This window comes from Bacillus sp. PSXD-155, assembly GCF_049310765.1.
Classification (GTDB): Bacteria; Bacillota; Bacilli; order Bacillales; family Bacillaceae_G; genus Bacillus_A; species Bacillus_A cereus.
Genome location: NZ_JBMOWC010000004.1, coordinates 319,156 through 334,992, shown reverse-complemented (window position 1 = coordinate 334,992; position 15,837 = coordinate 319,156). Strand labels below are relative to the sequence as shown.

The window sequence follows — 15,837 nt, the reverse complement described above, 5'->3', positions numbered from 1 at the left end:
ATATAGCGTTTTTTTGTTGTTCATTTAAACATAAAGATTTTCGTTCTTGAGCGAACATTTAAAATGAATCCAATCGCAATCATGTATGTAAGTAGTGAACTTCCTCCGTAGCTCATAAGAGGTAATGTTATCCCTGTAATGGGAAGTAATCCGATTGTCATCCCGATATTTTGGAATACTTGGAAAGTAAACATTCCGATTGTACCAGCGCAAATGTAACTACCGAAAGGGTCATTACTTTCTAAAGCGATATGAATCATTCGAAAAATGAGTAAGAAAAAAAGTGAAATAATGACACTTGCGCCTAGAAATCCAAATTGTTCAGCGACATTAGTGAAAATAAAATCTGTATGTGGTTCTGGAAAATATACTTGTCCATTTTCCCACCCTTTTCCTTGCATTTCTCCGGATCCAGTCGCTAAGAATGCTTGTCTTAATTGATAGCCTTGTGCATCATATTTGTAAGGTGCTAACCATCCGTAGAAGCGATTTAGTTGATATTCTTTTAAAATGTGTGCTTTAAAGAAATCTGTGTAAGTAAAAAAAATATATATTAATGTAGATCCAGCGACGAAAGTACCTGAAACTAATCCGAAAATAAAACGCCATCGTATGCCAGAAACTAGTATCATTGCTGCAAGCATCGCTGAAATGACCATTGTGTTTCCTAAATCTGGTTCTTTTGCAATAAGTAGTAGTGGTGGCAAACTTGTCGCAAATATTTTTCCAAGTAATAAAAAATCCTCACGCACTGTTCTGGAAAAATATTTCTCATTATGATTTGCTATAATTCGTCCAATGACGATAATTAAAAATAATTTCATAATTTCAGAAGGCTGAAAATTTCCGATGCCTGAGAGCCTGTACCAAGCAGTAGCGCCTTTAATTGTAACGGCACCTGGTACTTGAAGTTCTAGTCCTATAAGTAGTACCATTGCAAAGCTATACAAATACCAAGCAATTTTTTGATAACGATCGAAATCGATAATCATAATAACACCAATGGCTATAAATCCAATGAAGTACCATTGGATTTGCTTTAGTACAAAATTGACGTTTTGTAAAAATGGTGGTAAAGAGGCTTGCGCACTTGCAATAGCACAACAACTAACAATCCCAATGGCAAATAAAATAAATAGTAATACGTAGTCTATTTGATATTGAGAATTTGGATCTTTCAATGTAGGTATTCCTTTCTACTGCTCTTTATAGTAATGGATTTTATAGTATGAGAAAGAATGTATGAACTATACGAATGATTCGCATATAGCCCATACACTTTTGATTTTGCAGAGTAGATTAATTGTTTAACTCTTTAATAATTATATCCAAACAATGGGAAAGACGTACATGTGCGTCAGGAAAAATATCTAGTTGATGAAGATAGTATTTTAAGGAACTTTTACACCATTGGTAAGCACTAAGTAGAGCTGCTCTATAGTCCATAGTATTTTGTAAAAAGCCATATTCTTTTGCTGTTATAACAAGGTGTGTGAAATCTTCACAACCTTGAAGGAGCTTATTGTGTATTTGTTGTCCTGCATGGTAGCGAAATTGACTTAAAGGCTCAGAAATGTATATTGCATTTCCTTTAGAAAGTAAAGAAATCCATGAGGCCATATCAACACTACAAGAATATTGTCGCTCTTTAAGGGTACCAAAAGGATCCGTGAGCAATTCTTTTCGAAACAAAGTAGTTGTAGGCTCACCGATAATGTTGTGCCCGCCCTTTAACATCCAATTACCTAAAAATATTCCGTTTAATGGAGTGTCTTCACTATATAACCTTTGGGTTGGATGGGAATCACCTATTAGATTTCCATGATCATCAATACGTACTCGATAAGAAGTAACAAGAGCAAGATTTTTATTGAGATCTTGCTCAAAATAGGCCATCATTTTTTGTATTTTATGCTTATAAAACACGTCATCGTCCATTAAAAAATTTATATACTCACCATTTGATTTTTCTATGAGCATAAGGTCATTGTGAAATTGTCCTAGAGTAGGGATATTTCGAATGTATGTTATATTTTTATAATTTGGTAAGTATTGTTCGCGTATTAAAGTTTCTGTTTCATCATTTGTGCTGTCATCTCCGATGATGATTTCAATATTTGAATAAGTTTGTGCCAATGCACTTTCTAGAGCGATTTTAAAATAATGAGGCCGATTATAAGTGGGAATAAGGATGGAAACGAGAGGTGGATTTTTTTCATTCATCATACATAACTTCCTTTCAGAAGCTTTTTTTTGTAAGAACAATATCTTGGTAACTTGTATATTCATTTCTGCCGCACCATAAACCGTAATGCGGCTTATTAATTATTTCTAGGCCGTACTTATTCAATAGATTGCAAATATCTGTCTCAGGATAAGCAACTGCAAAATTCGGAATATCTTTATTCACAACGTAGCAATTTTCAATTCGATGATAAAAACCTAATGTACTTTGTCCTGCATTTAAATAATAGGACGATTCAGGATTTATAAGAAAGAATGTAATGAAACATCTCCCGTCTTTTTTTAATACACGTACAATTTCAGATACGTAATGTTCTAATTCTTTTGGGAGAAGATGCGTAAATACAGAAGTTAAAAAGATAAAATCGAATGTCCCGTCTTCATAGGGAAAACGATATTGAGAGGCATCTTCTTTTCCTTCTGGATTATAGAATTGATTGTATATGTCAACATGTTCAAAGTGAAAATTATTACGCATAGTTGAAATGTTATTTTGACACCAAGTAATTCCATCTTTAAACAAATCAAATCCATAATACGCTCCATCATCATTTAAGTAATTCAATAATGGTACAGCCATTCGGCCGACGCCGCAGCCTACATCTAATACTTTTTCATTTGATTTTAAAGCGCCAATTTGAATAAAATGCTTTAGGAACTCTTTTCCAACTTTTTTGAAGTCACCACCTACATATTGGACGAGTTCAGGAGGGGGGAGTAAAGTCATTTCTTTGTTAAGTTCGCTCATGAGTATACCCCTTTCTTGTATGAGAAGATGCAGTAAATCTATTAATAAAATTTTCAATTTTTAGTGAGAGAACACAGGAAAACAATTGTTATATGTAAGGAGATTCCGAAAAAGAATACTTAATTGGATTAGAAGTGAGAGAAGGATGAGTGAAAATAGAATCCCCTATAGATTAAATCTTTTTTTATTCTTTTCTCCAATAAACGCCAAATACATCAATTTTAGTAATAGGGGCTTTTAAATTTCGTTGGTTTCTAAAGTCTGTCACAGCCTCAGCGCATGGCGGTAGCCCGTAGTCATCGATAATTATATAGCCACCTTTAGAAACTTTATCATATAAGTTCACGAGACCATCCATTGTGGATTCGTACATATCACCATCAAGCCGTGCAATTGCTATTTTTTCAATTGGTGCTGTTGGTAAAGTATCTTTAAACCAGCCTTTTAAAAATTTTACTTGATCATTTAGTAAATCATATTTTTTAAAATTCTCTTGTACTTGTTCCAAAGAGACGCGTAAGTAATCGAATGTGTGTAAATAATCACCGTAATCTTTTGGATATTGTTCTAGATTCGGTGCTGGCAAACCTTCAAATGAATCTGCGACCCACACATTACGATTCGTAATGTTGTTTGCTTGTAAAAAACCATTCATAAAAATGCATGATCCTCCGCGCCATACACCTGTTTCAATAAAATCTCCTTCTATATTTTCACGAACAACGGTTTCCATTGCCTCTTGTAATTGGTTCATACGTTCTCGACCAATCATGCTATGTGCTGCTCTTGGCCAATCCATTCCATCATGACGTTCACTTTTTGAAACATTTGGTTTTACAATTTTTAAGTTATGGTTTTCAGCATATTGCTTAATGAATAAAGGGAGGGGGACTGTAACTGGTTCGAATTCTAGTTCTTTCGAAATATGTAGAGATGCGGGTAAGTATGCCTCATATTCCAACCAGATTTCAAATAAAATTGTCTTCTTTAGCAATTCGAGATAAAGCTGAACAGCAGATTTACTTTCCATATTTGTGCCTCCTGCAAAATGTCATACAACAATATGATTATGTAGATAGTGAATGTTTCATGATTGAATTTAAAATTGAAAAAGCAGTAAAACTGATAACAGTTCTACTGCTAAGTAAAAAATTAAGCAACTTTTTCAATAATAATGGATGCACTCGTGCCAAGAGCTAATGATAGCCCAAGCCCTGTAACAATTACTTCAACTAATGATGGAGTTGTCGTAATTTGCGTAATTGCTTGAATAACGATAGGTGCTCCGAGTGAGATTAAACTTGATCCAGTACCTGGTACAGGTACTCCATTCACTTGGATTGTAAGACCTCCTAATAGACTTGCTGTTGCAGTGTTAGCGATAACGGTGATTTTATAGAATCCAGTTTCACTAATTACGAAAGTATCAGCATCTAATTGAGAAATTGCTGTACCAAACTGAGATCCAACAGTATTAAATGGTACTGGATCATTAATTCCTAGATCTAAAGAAATCCCACCGGAGTTAAATGCGTATAGTCCTGCTGGAAGTCCTAGTCCGGATGGTCCAGTAGGTCCAGTCGGTCCAGTAGCCCCAGTCGGCCCCGTAGGTCCAGTCGGTCCAGTAGCCCCAGTGTCACCAGTTGGCCCCGTCGGTCCAGTAGCCCCAGTGTCACCAGTCGGCCCCGTCGGTCCAGTAGCCCCAGTGTCACCAGTAGGTCCAGTAGCCCCAGTGTCACCAGTCGGCCCCGTAGGTCCAGTCGGCCCCGTAGGTCCCGTAGGTCCAGTCGGTCCCGTAGGTCCAGTCGGTCCAGTTGGCCCGGTAGGTACAGTCGGCCCAGTCGGTCCAGTCGGTCCAGTTGGCCCGGTCGGACCAGTTGGAAGGGTAAACGGTGGTATCGGTGGTAATGTAGGTCCTACAAGATTAGGGTCAAATGCACTAGCTGATAAAGATTCATCGGGATTTAATCCATTTGAATAATTATTATTTGACATAAATTCACCTCCATAAAGCGTTCATTATATAGTAGATGCAAAACCGAAAGAAAATGACACGGACATTTGAATTATTGAAAAGAAATCTAAAACTACTTGAACAATTTAAAAAAATGGAAAGTTTAGTATGTGTATAACATATGATTGATTTGGAAGAGGGTGATTATGTTGAACAAGCAAGGAATTACAATTAGTTTATGTATGATTGTTCGAGATGAGGAGGAGACAATAGCACGTTGTTTAGACACAGTTGAAAAAATTGTGGATGAAATTATAGTAGTTGATACAGGTTCCGTCGATCGAACGAAAGAAATCGTAGAGAAATACACTTCTAACATATATGATTTCCAGTGGATCGATGATTTTGCAGCAGCAAGAAATTATTCTTTTTCAAAAGCGACGCAAGAGTATATATTGTGGCTAGATGCAGATGACGTATTATTAGAAGATGCTCAAGAAGCATTGAAACTTTTAAAAAGAGAATTAGATCCTAAAATTGATGCTGTTTCGATGCCTTATCACCTTGCAATGGATTCTAATGGGAAACCTTTATATTGTACAAAAAGAAATCGACTTGTAAAGCGTGAAAAACAATTTCAATGGTTTGGAAAGGTTCATGAGTATTTAGCTATTTCTGGAGAGATTTTTAGTAGTAATGTTGCTATTACACACAAAAAAGAAAAAAAAGTAACAGATCGTAATTTGAAAATTTTTCAAAATACTGTAGCTGCAGGTGAAGAATTAAGTCCGAGAGATTTATTTTATTACGCAAATGAATCTACGGATAACCAAAAATATGATGATGCAGTTCTTCTTTATGAAACATTTCTTAATCAAGACGAAGGATGGTATGAAGAAAAAATTTATGCATGTGGTAAGTTAGGAGATTGCTATGCGAAGCTCGGAATGTGGGAGAAGGCAATCGAATCTTGTGTGAAGTCGTTTCGGTATGACGTCCCTAGAGGAGAAAATTGTACAAGAATAGGATATATATATATGGAACAAGAAAAATATAATGAAGCGATATTTTGGTTTAAACTTGCAACAGAAGTACCGATGGCAACGGAAAGTCCTTTCCATAGTCCAGCTAGCTACACATGGCTACCCTATTTACAAATGTGTATTTGTTATAGCAGGTTAGGAGAGCAAGATAAAGCGTATTATTACAATGAATTAGCTGCTTCTTATGTTCCGAATAATGCTGCAATTGAATATAACCGTAAATATTTTCGGGGGGTTTTTGATAAACCATATAAAGAGTAATGGGTTTCGTTTTTTAGAAATGATTTATCTTTATTCTAACTCTAATAGATTGGTTATATATTAGAGTATCGGTAACGTAACCAATATAAATAAAAGATTTTATACTGCTATTTGTGGGCTAATAATCAGTAGGGGATGAACAAAATCTGCACTTTATAGAATTCATATGAGATTTATATTTCAAATTCAAATTGCATAAGGAGTGTGTGAAATGAATCGTGAAAAAAGCTCTTTATATGAAGAAAAATCCGAACATTATTATAATGCAGCAAATCCGAATTTATTGAAGCATATAAAAAAGGAATGGAAAGAAGTTCTTGATATTGGTTGCTCGGGTGGTGCATTGGGAGCAGCTATTAAAGAAAACGGCACACGTGTATCAGGAATTGAGGCATTTCCAGAGGCAGCAGAACAAGCGAAAGAAAGACTTGATCATGTTATTTTAGGGGATATAGAAAAAATAGAACTTCCTTATGAGGAGGGGCAATTTGATTGCGTCATATTTGGAGATGTATTAGAGCATTTATTTGATCCGTGGGCTGTGATTGAAAAGGTTAAGCCATATATAAAGCAAAATGGTGTAATTTTAGCAAGTATACCGAATGTTGCTCATATTTCAGTATTAGCGCCTTTACTTGCGGGAAATTGGACGTATACAGAATATGGTTTATTAGATAAAACACATATTCGTTTCTTTACATTTAATGAAATGCTAAGAATGTTTTTAAAAGCAGGATATGTTATTAGTAAAGTAGATCGTGTATATGTTGATCATAAAATGTATGAACCGCTTATTGAGGAGCTATATGGAATTTGTAAAAAATATCGTCTTGGAAGTGGCTTCATGGCTGAGACAGTTGTATTTCAGTATATTATTGAAGCTGAAAAATCACAATTATGAGTGCTGCAGACAAAACAATATTATTTGTTACATGTATAAATGATCGGAAATTGTATGCAAACTGCGTGCGACATATATTGCAATTGTTAGTACCACCAGGGTATATTGTCCAATTCATGCCGATTCGGAATGCGAAAAGTATGACGAGTGGATACAATCAAGCCATTTCGCATCCAGCGAAGTATAAAGTTTATTTACATCAAGATGTTTTTATTATAAATAGGGCTTTTTTATATGGATTACTTCAATTATTTGAGGAACATGAACACCTTGGGATGATCGGGATGGTTGGAGCGCAATATGTTCCTCCGACTGGTGTATGGAACGAAGGGCGTGGCATTGTAGGAAAGGTCATTGGTTATATGAATGATTTGTTTTATATGGCAAGTTTAGAACAACCGTATCATGAATCAAAAACATTTATTCCTGTAGAATGTATTGATGGTTTATTAATGGCGACACAATATGATGTTCCGTGGCGAGAAGACTTATTTGACGGATTTGATTTTTATGATGTATCTCAATCATTTGAATTTAAAAAAGCAGGATATACAGTTGGTGTACCTGTACAGCGCGATGCTTGGTGTATCCATTATCATTTTGATGTGAATATGACGAACTATGAAAAGTATCGGAAAATATTTGTGGAACACTATATGTCAGATGTAAATAAGGAAGAATAAAAGGGGGGACAAAAATGAGAGATCATACAATATTAGTCGTTGTTTGTGTAAATAATGAGGAGCTTTTCAAACAATGTGAGAGCCAAATAAGAAACATTTTTGTTCCCCCAGGTTATGTCGTGCAAATTTTTCCGATACGAGATGCACAAAGTATGGCAAGTGCATACAACCGAGCCCTTTCATATCCAGCGAAATACAAAGTGTATATACATCAAGATACATATCTTATTAATCGAGACATGTTTTCTACACTTATATCTCTTTTTAAAGAAAATGAAAAGCTTGGTTTAATAGGAGTCGCTGGAGCTCAGTTTTTACCGAATAACGGGATATGGTGGGAAGGAAAAAATTTAGTAGGGAAAGTGATTGAGTATAGAAGACAGAATTATCAATTATTAAATTTAGATCAGGTTTTTTATGGTAATCAACCATTTTTGTCAGTTCAGGCAATTGATGGTTTATTCATGGCAACGCAGTATGATATTCCGTGGCGAGAAGATTTGTTTCAAGGGTTTCACTTTTATGATGTGTCACAGTCTTTAGAGTTTCAAAGGGCTGGTTATTTAATCGGTATCCCAAATCAAGCAAATTTATGGTGTATTCATTACAACGGGGATGAGTTTGATGCGGATACATATGAGAAGTACCGGAAAGTGTTTGTAGAACATTACAAAGATATATTATCTCCATCATAAAGGAGAGATGCAAAGTGAAAGGAATTATTTTAGCAGGTGGTACTGGATCTAGATTATATCCAATAACGAAAGTAACGAATAAACATTTACTTCCTGTTGGTCGGTATCCGATGATTTATCATGCGGTATATAAGCTAAAACAATGTGATATTACAGATATTATGATTATTACAGGTAAAGAGCATATGGGGGATGTTGTTAGCTTTTTAGGAAGTGGTCATGAATTTGGAGTGTCCTTTACGTATCGTGTGCAAGATAAAGCAGGCGGTATTGCACAGGCGTTAGGGCTTTGTGAAGATTTCGTCGGGAATGATCGTATGGTAGTTATATTAGGGGATAATATTTTTTCAGATGATATTCTTCCGTATGTTGAAGAGTTTGCAAATCAAAAAGAAGGTGCGAAAGTGCTATTGCAATCTGTAGAAGATCCCGAAAGATTTGGCGTAGCACATATTCAAAACCGAAAAATAGTTGAAATTGAAGAAAAGCCGAAAGAGCCGAAAAGTTCTTATGCGGTTACGGGAATTTATTTGTATGATTCGAAAGTCTTTTCTTATATTAAAGAATTAAAACCTTCTGCACGGGGAGAACTTGAAATTACAGATATAAATAATTGGTATTTAAAACGAGGGGTACTTACTTATAATGAAATGAGCGGCTGGTGGACTGATGCGGGAACTCATGCTTCGCTTCAAAAGGCGAATACGTTAGCACGGGGTATTAATTTTGGGAAACAGTTTAACGGAGAATAGGTGAGAATATGAAAGTTGTAGAAACAAATTTTACCGATGCAAAATTGTTAGAACCGAGGTTGTTTGGAGACGAGCGTGGCTTTTTTTCAGAGAGCTATAATAAGCAGGTGCTAGAAACATTAGGGATAACGTATTCATTTGTACAGGATAACGTATCTTATTCGGCTAAGGCAGGAACGATTCGGGGACTACACTTTCAAAAAAAACCGAAAGCACAAACGAAACTCATTCAAGTTATGCAAGGGGCAATTTATGATGTTATCGTTGATTTACGAAAAAAATCACCAACATTTAAACAATGGAAAGGATATATTTTAAGTGCAGATAACCATCGGCAGTTACTAGTGCCAAAAGGATTTGCGCATGGATTTTGCACGCTTGTCCCGCATACTATCGTTATGTATAAAGTAGATGAATATTATAGCGCAAAGCACGACTCTGGATTACTTTGGGAAGATAAAGATTTAGCAATTCCTTGGCCAGTAACAGATCCTATATTGTCCGATAAGGATCAGATATTGCCATTACTAGAGGAATATGAAGATAGTTTTTAAGTAGGAGAGTTGTTTATGAATATATTAGTAACAGGTGGGGCTGGATTTATTGGAAGTAATTTCGTTCATTACATGCTACAAAGTTATGAATCATATAAAATTATTAATTACGATGCATTAACATATAGCGGGAATTTAAATAACGTAAAACCTCTTCAGGATCATCCGAATTACTCTTTTGTAAAAGGAGAAATTCAAAATGGAGAGCTATTAGAACACGTTATAAAAGAGCGAGACGTACAAGTAATTGTAAATTTTGCAGCTGAATCACATGTGGACCGTAGTATTGAAAATCCGATTCCTTTTTATGATACAAATGTAATTGGGACGGTCACTTTATTAGAACTAGTTAAAAAATATTCGCATATAAAACTTGTGCAAGTATCAACGGATGAAGTGTATGGCTCTTTAGGGAAAACAGGGAAGTTCACAGAGACAACGCCGTTAGCTCCAAATAGTCCGTATTCTTCAAGTAAGGCGAGCGCGGACATGATAGCTTTATCTTACTATAAAACATATCAATTACCGGTTATAGTAACGCGTTGTTCTAATAATTATGGGCCGTACCAGTATCCCGAAAAATTAATTCCGTTAATGGTTACGAATGCACTGGAAGGAAAAAAACTACCGTTATATGGTGATGGTTTAAATATAAGAGATTGGTTACATGTAACGGATCATTGCAGTGCGATTGACGTTGTGCTGCATAAGGGACGTGTAGGAGAAGTATATAATATAGGTGGCAATAATGAAAAAACAAATGTAGAAGTTGTGGAACAAATTATCACTCTTTTAGGAAAAACAAAAAAAGACATTGAATATGTTACAGATCGTTTAGGGCACGATCGTCGTTATGCGATTGATGCAGAGAAAATGAAGACTGAATTTGATTGGGAACCGAAATATACGTTTGAACAAGGATTACAAGAGACGGTGAAATGGTATGAAAAGAATAAGGAATGGTGGAAACCACTAAAAGACCAGTAAGGGGCATGTTACATGAAAGAGAGGGTTATCATAACAGGAGCAAACGGTCAATTAGGAAAGCAACTATTTGAAGAGTTAAACTCTGAAGAATATGATATATATCCATTTGATAAAAAGTTATTAGATGTGACAAATATATCCCGAATACAACAAGTAGTACAAGAAATAAAACCACATATAATTATTCATTGTGCTGCCTATACGAAAGTAGATCATGCGGAGAAAGAACAGGATCTTGCATATAGAATAAATGCAATCGGAGCTAGAAATGTAGCGGTTGCTTCACAATTAGTAGGGGCGAAGCTAGTTTATATTAGTACTGATTATGTATTTCAAGGCGCTAGACCAGATGGATACGACGAATTTCATAGTCCAGCGCCGATAAATATATATGGAGCCTCTAAGTATGCGGGGGAGCAGTTCGTCAAAGAGTTACATAATAAATATTTTATCGTTCGCACATCGTGGCTATATGGTAAATATGGAAATAATTTCGTGAAAACGATGATGCGATTAGGAAAAGAAAGAGATGAAATATCTGTTGTAGCGGATCAAGTTGGCTCGCCTACGTATGTGGCGGATTTAAATATGGTTATTAATAAGCTCATTCATACTTCTTTATACGGTACATACCACGTATCAAACAGAGGCTCATGCTCTTGGTTTGAATTTGCACAAAAGATATTTTCGTATGCAAATATGAAAGTGAATGTATTACCTGTTTCAACGGAAGAATTCGGGGCTGCAGCTGCGAGGCCCAAATATTCTATTTTTCAACACAACATGCTACGATTAAATGGTTTTTCACAAATGCCTTCTTGGGAAGAAGGATTAGAGCGGTTTTTTATAGAAACCAAAAGTCATTAACAACTTTCTGTTAATGACTTTTTTGTTTGCCTTTAAGCGGTTTTATGGTACTATAATTATAGTATCAGGTACTAATAACAAGTATAAGTATTTCTGGGAGGATATATCATGGAACTATTACAAGGGAAAACATTTGTTGTTATGGGCGTTGCGAACCAAAGAAGTATTGCATGGGGAATTGCTCGCTCTTTGCATAATGCAGGTGCAAAATTAATATTCACATATGCAGGAGAACGTTTAGAAAGAAACGTTCGTGAATTAGCGGACACATTAGAAGGACAAGAATCACTTGTATTACCTTGTGATGTAACGAATGACGAGGAACTTACAGCTTGCTTTGAAACAATTAAACAAGAAGTAGGTACTATTCACGGTGTAGCACATTGTATTGCTTTTGCAAATCGCGATGACTTAAAAGGTGAATTTGTAGATACTTCTCGCGATGGATTTTTACTTGCACAAAATATTAGTGCATTCTCTTTAACAGCTGTAGCAAGAGAAGCAAAAAAAGTAATGACAGAAGGCGGAAATATTTTAACGTTAACATACCTTGGCGGCGAGCGCGTTGTGAAAAATTATAACGTTATGGGTGTTGCGAAAGCTTCATTAGAAGCGAGCGTGAAATATTTAGCGAACGATTTAGGTCAACACGGTATTCGTGTTAACGCTATTTCTGCAGGACCAATTCGTACGTTATCTGCAAAAGGTGTAGGCGATTTCAACTCAATCTTAAGAGAAATTGAGGAGCGCGCACCACTTCGTCGTACAACAACTCCAGAAGAAGTTGGCGATACAGCAGTATTCCTATTCAGTGATTTAGCACGTGGAGTAACAGGAGAAAACATTCACGTTGATTCAGGGTATCATATCCTAGGATAAATATAATATTAATTTTTAAAGGACAATCTCTAAATGCTGAGATTGTCCTTTTTATTTGTTCTGAGAAAGAACGATTTTTAACGAAAGTTCTTACCACGTGATGAATATAACTATAATAGTACACGATTTATTCAGCTACGTATGGAAGTGGGAGGGACGAGTGTGAAGAATAAAAATAAAAGTTCAACAGTTGGAAAACCGTTGTTATATATCACGCAAGTAAGTTTAGAACTTACTGCACCGAAAATAAAAAGGATTATCCTGACAAACTTTGAAAATGAAGATCAAAAAGAGCAAAGTGATAGACAAGAAAATATTGTAAGCAGTGCTGTGGAAGAGGTAACAGAACAAGAACAACAAGAAGAGCAGCAAGTGGAAGAAAAAATAGAAGAAGAAAAAGAAGAACACGCAGAACAAGAAGAGCAAGAACAACAAGAACAACAAGAACCAGTAAGAACTGTCCCGTATAATAAATCATTTAAGGATATGAATAATGATGAAAAAATTCATTTTTTATTAAACCGCCCTCATTATATTCCGAAAGTAAGGTGCAGAATAAAAACAACTACAGTTTCTTATGTTGGATCGATCATATCGTATCGTAATGGCATTGTATCTATTATGCCGCAAAATAGTATGAGAGATATTAGGTTGTCTATAGATGATATCCAATCGATTAGTATGGCTGGCTTTTAAATATGTAAAGGTGGTAGAAAGCTTCTACCACCCCAATAGTTTTTTAGTTTACTTAACGATAGAAACGTCGCGTAAGCATTGAATCGCACAGAAACAGCTTAAATCAACAGTAATGCAAGTAGTTGTAGATATTAATCTTGCATTTGGTACAGCTAAAAACGTACAAATTGGATCGTCACCAGGTGGTACCGGAGAACTGTCACCTAAAACTACAGTTAATACACGTAGTACAGCACAGCTATCGTCATCTACACTTTCCACACGGAAAATTGGAGATCGGCAGCTAGTAAGGCTTGCAGATGGTGCGAATGCTTCAAAAGGTTCTCCAGTTTTTGTGTATAAAATAAAAGGGCGTGTATTAGCTACTGATGCAGTATTGTGTGCACCTAAGAATGGGATTTCACAACCAGATCCACATGTTGTTGTAGAACAATCTTGTAATTCATTGATGAATTTTACAACGTCAACTACACAATGAGAAGAGCCATGGTGTTTATTTTCGTTACAACTCATTAATGTCACTCCTTATCTTCTTGTTTGTATTTACATTAATAAGATATTGGAGTCGAGGAGATTTGGTCACAATCTCAAGACCTTTTTTTTTAAATAGGCGAAAGAGGATAAGGGAAGGTGGAATTATGCTGTTTACAAGCTGGCTTTTATTTTTTATTTTTGCGTTAGCTGCTTTTAGGCTCACTCGTTTAATTGTATATGATAAAATAACAGCTTTTTTGCGAAGACCATTTATTGATGAATTAGAGATTACGGAGCCGGATGGAAGTGTATCAACATTTACAAAAGTAAAAGGTAAAGGATTAAGAAAGTGGATTGGTGAATTGTTAAGCTGTTATTGGTGTACAGGTGTATGGGTTAGTGCTTTTTTATTAGTTTTATATAATTGGATTCCTATCGTTGCGGAGCCGTTACTTGCATTATTAGCCATTGCAGGTGCAGCAGCAATCATTGAAACGGTTACAGGATATTTTATGGGAGAATAATATATTTTCATAATAAGAGAAAAAGCGGAGTTTAAAAGAATGAGGGAACGGAAATAAAGAGTTGTTCATATAGTAAATAGACAGAATTGACAGTAGAGGAGATGTTTGCTGTGAGCAATAATCCAAGGCAAAATTCATATGACCTGCAGCAGTGGTATCAAATACAGCAACAGCACCATGCACAACAACAGGCATATCAAGAACAATTGCAACAACAAGGATTTGTGAAGAAAAAAGGATGTAATTGTGGGAAAAAGAAGAACACAATAAAACACTATGAAGAATGAAACACTCATGTTACTGTGAGTGTTTTTATTATATATAAAAAGCGGTATTTCTGTATTAGAAATACCGCTTTTTACTAGCTAATTTGTGCAACTGTTAATGCTGCTGCACGGATGTCTACAGTTCCAATCAGTTCAACTGGTACAATTTGAATTAAGTCACCAGGGTTTAAGTTAATAAGAATAACACCGCTAGATACATCTACTTCACCAGTACCAATAACGTTAGAACGAACGGCTGTACCTGATCCAGGAATAATGTTAGCTGGCGTACCTAATGATAAGAAGAAACGACCAGCTTCTGGTGCTACAGGTGAGTTATCAAGACTAATCGTTAATGTATAACTGATTTGATAAATACCAGCTCGTAGAATTCGAATGCCATCTCCAACACTTACTGTATCATTTATTACAGGAACAGTAATATTTGGGTTTGGACTTACGCTAGGTAATAATAGTGGTGTAAATAGTGAAGCGAACTGAGGTGCAGACGCGTTGAAAGCAAAACCGAAGGCAGGTAGTGTACTAGCTGGTTTTGCCTCGCAATCAATTTTAGTAAATTCGCAATCAGAAGAGAACATGTTTTTCACTCCTTTATCTGTTTCTACTTTCAGTTAATGAAAAGGACAGGTTCTATGTTCTAGACAAGTTCCCAATTTTAAGAAATTTACATAATAATACTCTTTAAGCATGGATTGGGTGGCAGAATTATCTGCCACCCAATCCATGCTTAACTCATTATTTAGTTTTAAATAGAAACATCTCGTAAGCATTGAATAGCGCAGAAGCAACTTAAATCAACAGTAATGCAAGTGGAGGTTGATATTAGTCTTGCATTTGGTACAGCTAAAAACGTACAGATTGGGTCGTCACCAGGTGGTACAGCGGTACCATCACCTAAAACTACAGTTAATACACGCAATACAGCACAGTCATCATCATCTATACTTTCTACGCGGAAAATGGGAGATCGGCAGCTAGTAAGGCTTGAAGATGGTGCAAATGCTTCAAAAGGTTCTCCAGTTTTTGTGTATAAAATAAAAGGACGTGTATTCGCTACTGATGCATTGTTATGTGCACCTAAAAAGGGAACTTCGCAACCAGATCCACATGTTGTCGTTGCACATTCTTGTAGTTCATGTATAAAACGAACGACATTCGATACACAGTTGAAATCACACTCATGTTGATGATCTTCACAATTGCAGCTCATTATGTTCACTCCTTCTCGTGAGTTCTGACATACACTATTACAATATGAGTGGGATATGGCTGATATTACGTTAATTCT

20 protein-coding genes are annotated in these 15,837 nt (G+C 35.8%); 12 read left to right on the top strand and 8 right to left on the bottom strand.

From position 1 onward, the window contains the following. Positions 1–20: 20 nt before the first annotated feature. The 5 genes from ACO6VI_RS06465 to ACO6VI_RS06445 all read right to left on the bottom strand — a co-directional run bounded on the left by ACO6VI_RS06465 (position 21) and on the right by ACO6VI_RS06445 (position 4,987). Entirely contained in the window at positions 21–1,181 is a 1,161-nt protein-coding gene (locus ACO6VI_RS06465; RefSeq protein ID WP_161519979.1) for an FtsW/RodA/SpoVE family cell cycle protein, read from the bottom strand. 118 nt (positions 1,182–1,299) lie between these two features. Beyond that, on the bottom strand, positions 1,300–2,226 hold the full coding sequence (locus ACO6VI_RS06460; protein ID WP_161519980.1) for a glycosyltransferase family 2 protein: 927 nt from the start codon (positions 2,224–2,226) through the stop codon (positions 1,300–1,302). A 13-nt stretch (positions 2,227–2,239) separates the two neighbouring features. Then, on the bottom strand, positions 2,240–2,992 hold the full coding sequence (locus tag ACO6VI_RS06455) for a class I SAM-dependent methyltransferase (RefSeq protein WP_001292839.1): 753 nt from the start codon (positions 2,990–2,992) through the stop codon (positions 2,240–2,242). Between the two features lie 184 nt (positions 2,993–3,176). Further along, a complete protein-coding gene (locus ACO6VI_RS06450; protein WP_000444386.1) occupies positions 3,177–4,022 on the bottom strand; it encodes a TylF/MycF family methyltransferase in 846 nt (281 codons plus the stop codon). Between the two features lie 122 nt (positions 4,023–4,144). After that, the gene (locus tag ACO6VI_RS06445; protein ID WP_422423012.1) at positions 4,145–4,987 is read right to left on the bottom strand and encodes a BclA C-terminal domain-containing protein; all 843 of its coding nucleotides are present in this window, start codon (positions 4,985–4,987) and stop codon (positions 4,145–4,147) included. A 165-nt stretch (positions 4,988–5,152) separates the two neighbouring features. Between ACO6VI_RS06445 and ACO6VI_RS06440 the strand changes: the two genes are divergently transcribed. From ACO6VI_RS06440 to ACO6VI_RS06395, 10 genes are all read left to right on the top strand, one after another. Beyond that, on the top strand, positions 5,153–6,250 hold the full coding sequence (locus tag ACO6VI_RS06440) for a glycosyltransferase (protein ID WP_161519982.1): 1,098 nt from the start codon (positions 5,153–5,155) through the stop codon (positions 6,248–6,250). A gap of 211 nt (positions 6,251–6,461) precedes the next feature. After that, positions 6,462–7,151: a class I SAM-dependent methyltransferase gene (locus ACO6VI_RS06435; RefSeq protein WP_001078428.1), complete on the top strand. Its 690-nt coding sequence runs from the start codon at positions 6,462–6,464 to the stop codon at positions 7,149–7,151. Further along, positions 7,148–7,834 carry a glycosyltransferase family protein gene (locus tag ACO6VI_RS06430; RefSeq protein WP_001271183.1) on the top strand — a complete coding sequence of 229 codons (687 nt, stop codon included), beginning with the start codon at positions 7,148–7,150 and terminating at the stop codon, positions 7,832–7,834. The genes ACO6VI_RS06435 and ACO6VI_RS06430 overlap by 4 nt, the downstream gene beginning before the upstream one ends. A 14-nt stretch (positions 7,835–7,848) precedes the next feature. Then, positions 7,849–8,529 carry a glycosyltransferase family protein gene (locus tag ACO6VI_RS06425; RefSeq protein ID WP_161519983.1) on the top strand — a complete coding sequence of 227 codons (681 nt, stop codon included), beginning with the start codon at positions 7,849–7,851 and terminating at the stop codon, positions 8,527–8,529. 14 nt (positions 8,530–8,543) lie between these two features. After that, entirely contained in the window at positions 8,544–9,281 is a 738-nt protein-coding gene (locus tag ACO6VI_RS06420) for a sugar phosphate nucleotidyltransferase (protein ID WP_053565006.1), read from the top strand. A gap of 8 nt (positions 9,282–9,289) precedes the next feature. Beyond that, complete coding sequence (gene rfbC, locus ACO6VI_RS06415; RefSeq protein ID WP_000869417.1) at positions 9,290–9,835, top strand: dTDP-4-dehydrorhamnose 3,5-epimerase; 546 nt, start codon at positions 9,290–9,292, stop codon at positions 9,833–9,835. Between the two features lie 15 nt (positions 9,836–9,850). After that, the gene (gene rfbB / locus ACO6VI_RS06410) at positions 9,851–10,822 is read left to right on the top strand and encodes a dTDP-glucose 4,6-dehydratase (RefSeq protein WP_161519984.1); all 972 of its coding nucleotides are present in this window, start codon (positions 9,851–9,853) and stop codon (positions 10,820–10,822) included. A gap of 12 nt (positions 10,823–10,834) precedes the next feature. Then, positions 10,835–11,689, top strand: a complete 855-nt coding sequence (rfbD, locus tag ACO6VI_RS06405; protein WP_000664659.1) for a dTDP-4-dehydrorhamnose reductase — start codon at positions 10,835–10,837, stop codon at positions 11,687–11,689. 108 nt (positions 11,690–11,797) lie between these two features. Further along, complete coding sequence (gene fabI / locus ACO6VI_RS06400) at positions 11,798–12,568, top strand: enoyl-ACP reductase FabI (protein WP_000421885.1); 771 nt, start codon at positions 11,798–11,800, stop codon at positions 12,566–12,568. A 141-nt stretch (positions 12,569–12,709) separates the two neighbouring features. Continuing rightward, on the top strand, positions 12,710–13,264 hold the full coding sequence (locus ACO6VI_RS06395; protein ID WP_098818471.1) for a spore coat CotO family protein: 555 nt from the start codon (positions 12,710–12,712) through the stop codon (positions 13,262–13,264). Positions 13,265–13,312: 48 nt separating this feature from the next. Here ACO6VI_RS06395 and exsY read toward each other — a convergent pair whose 3' ends face one another. Continuing rightward, entirely contained in the window at positions 13,313–13,777 is a 465-nt protein-coding gene (gene exsY / locus ACO6VI_RS06390) for an exosporium assembly protein ExsY (protein WP_001277740.1), read from the bottom strand. Between the two features lie 125 nt (positions 13,778–13,902). Between exsY and ACO6VI_RS06385 the strand changes: the two genes are divergently transcribed. Together ACO6VI_RS06385 and ACO6VI_RS06380 are read left to right on the top strand one after the other, a co-directional pair. Continuing rightward, positions 13,903–14,262, top strand: a complete 360-nt coding sequence (locus ACO6VI_RS06385; RefSeq protein ID WP_063546828.1) for a DUF1360 domain-containing protein — start codon at positions 13,903–13,905, stop codon at positions 14,260–14,262. A 101-nt stretch (positions 14,263–14,363) separates the two neighbouring features. Then, entirely contained in the window at positions 14,364–14,549 is a 186-nt protein-coding gene (locus ACO6VI_RS06380) for a hypothetical protein (protein ID WP_014894818.1), read from the top strand. 74 nt (positions 14,550–14,623) lie between these two features. Here the strand turns inward: ACO6VI_RS06380 and exsF are convergent, their stop codons facing one another. Next, a complete protein-coding gene (gene exsF, locus ACO6VI_RS06375) occupies positions 14,624–15,127 on the bottom strand; it encodes an exosporium protein ExsF (protein WP_000492937.1) in 504 nt (167 codons plus the stop codon). Between the two features lie 167 nt (positions 15,128–15,294). Next, a complete protein-coding gene (gene cotY / locus ACO6VI_RS06370) occupies positions 15,295–15,759 on the bottom strand; it encodes a spore coat protein CotY (RefSeq protein ID WP_063546830.1) in 465 nt (154 codons plus the stop codon). Between the last annotated feature and the right edge of the window lie 78 nt (positions 15,760–15,837).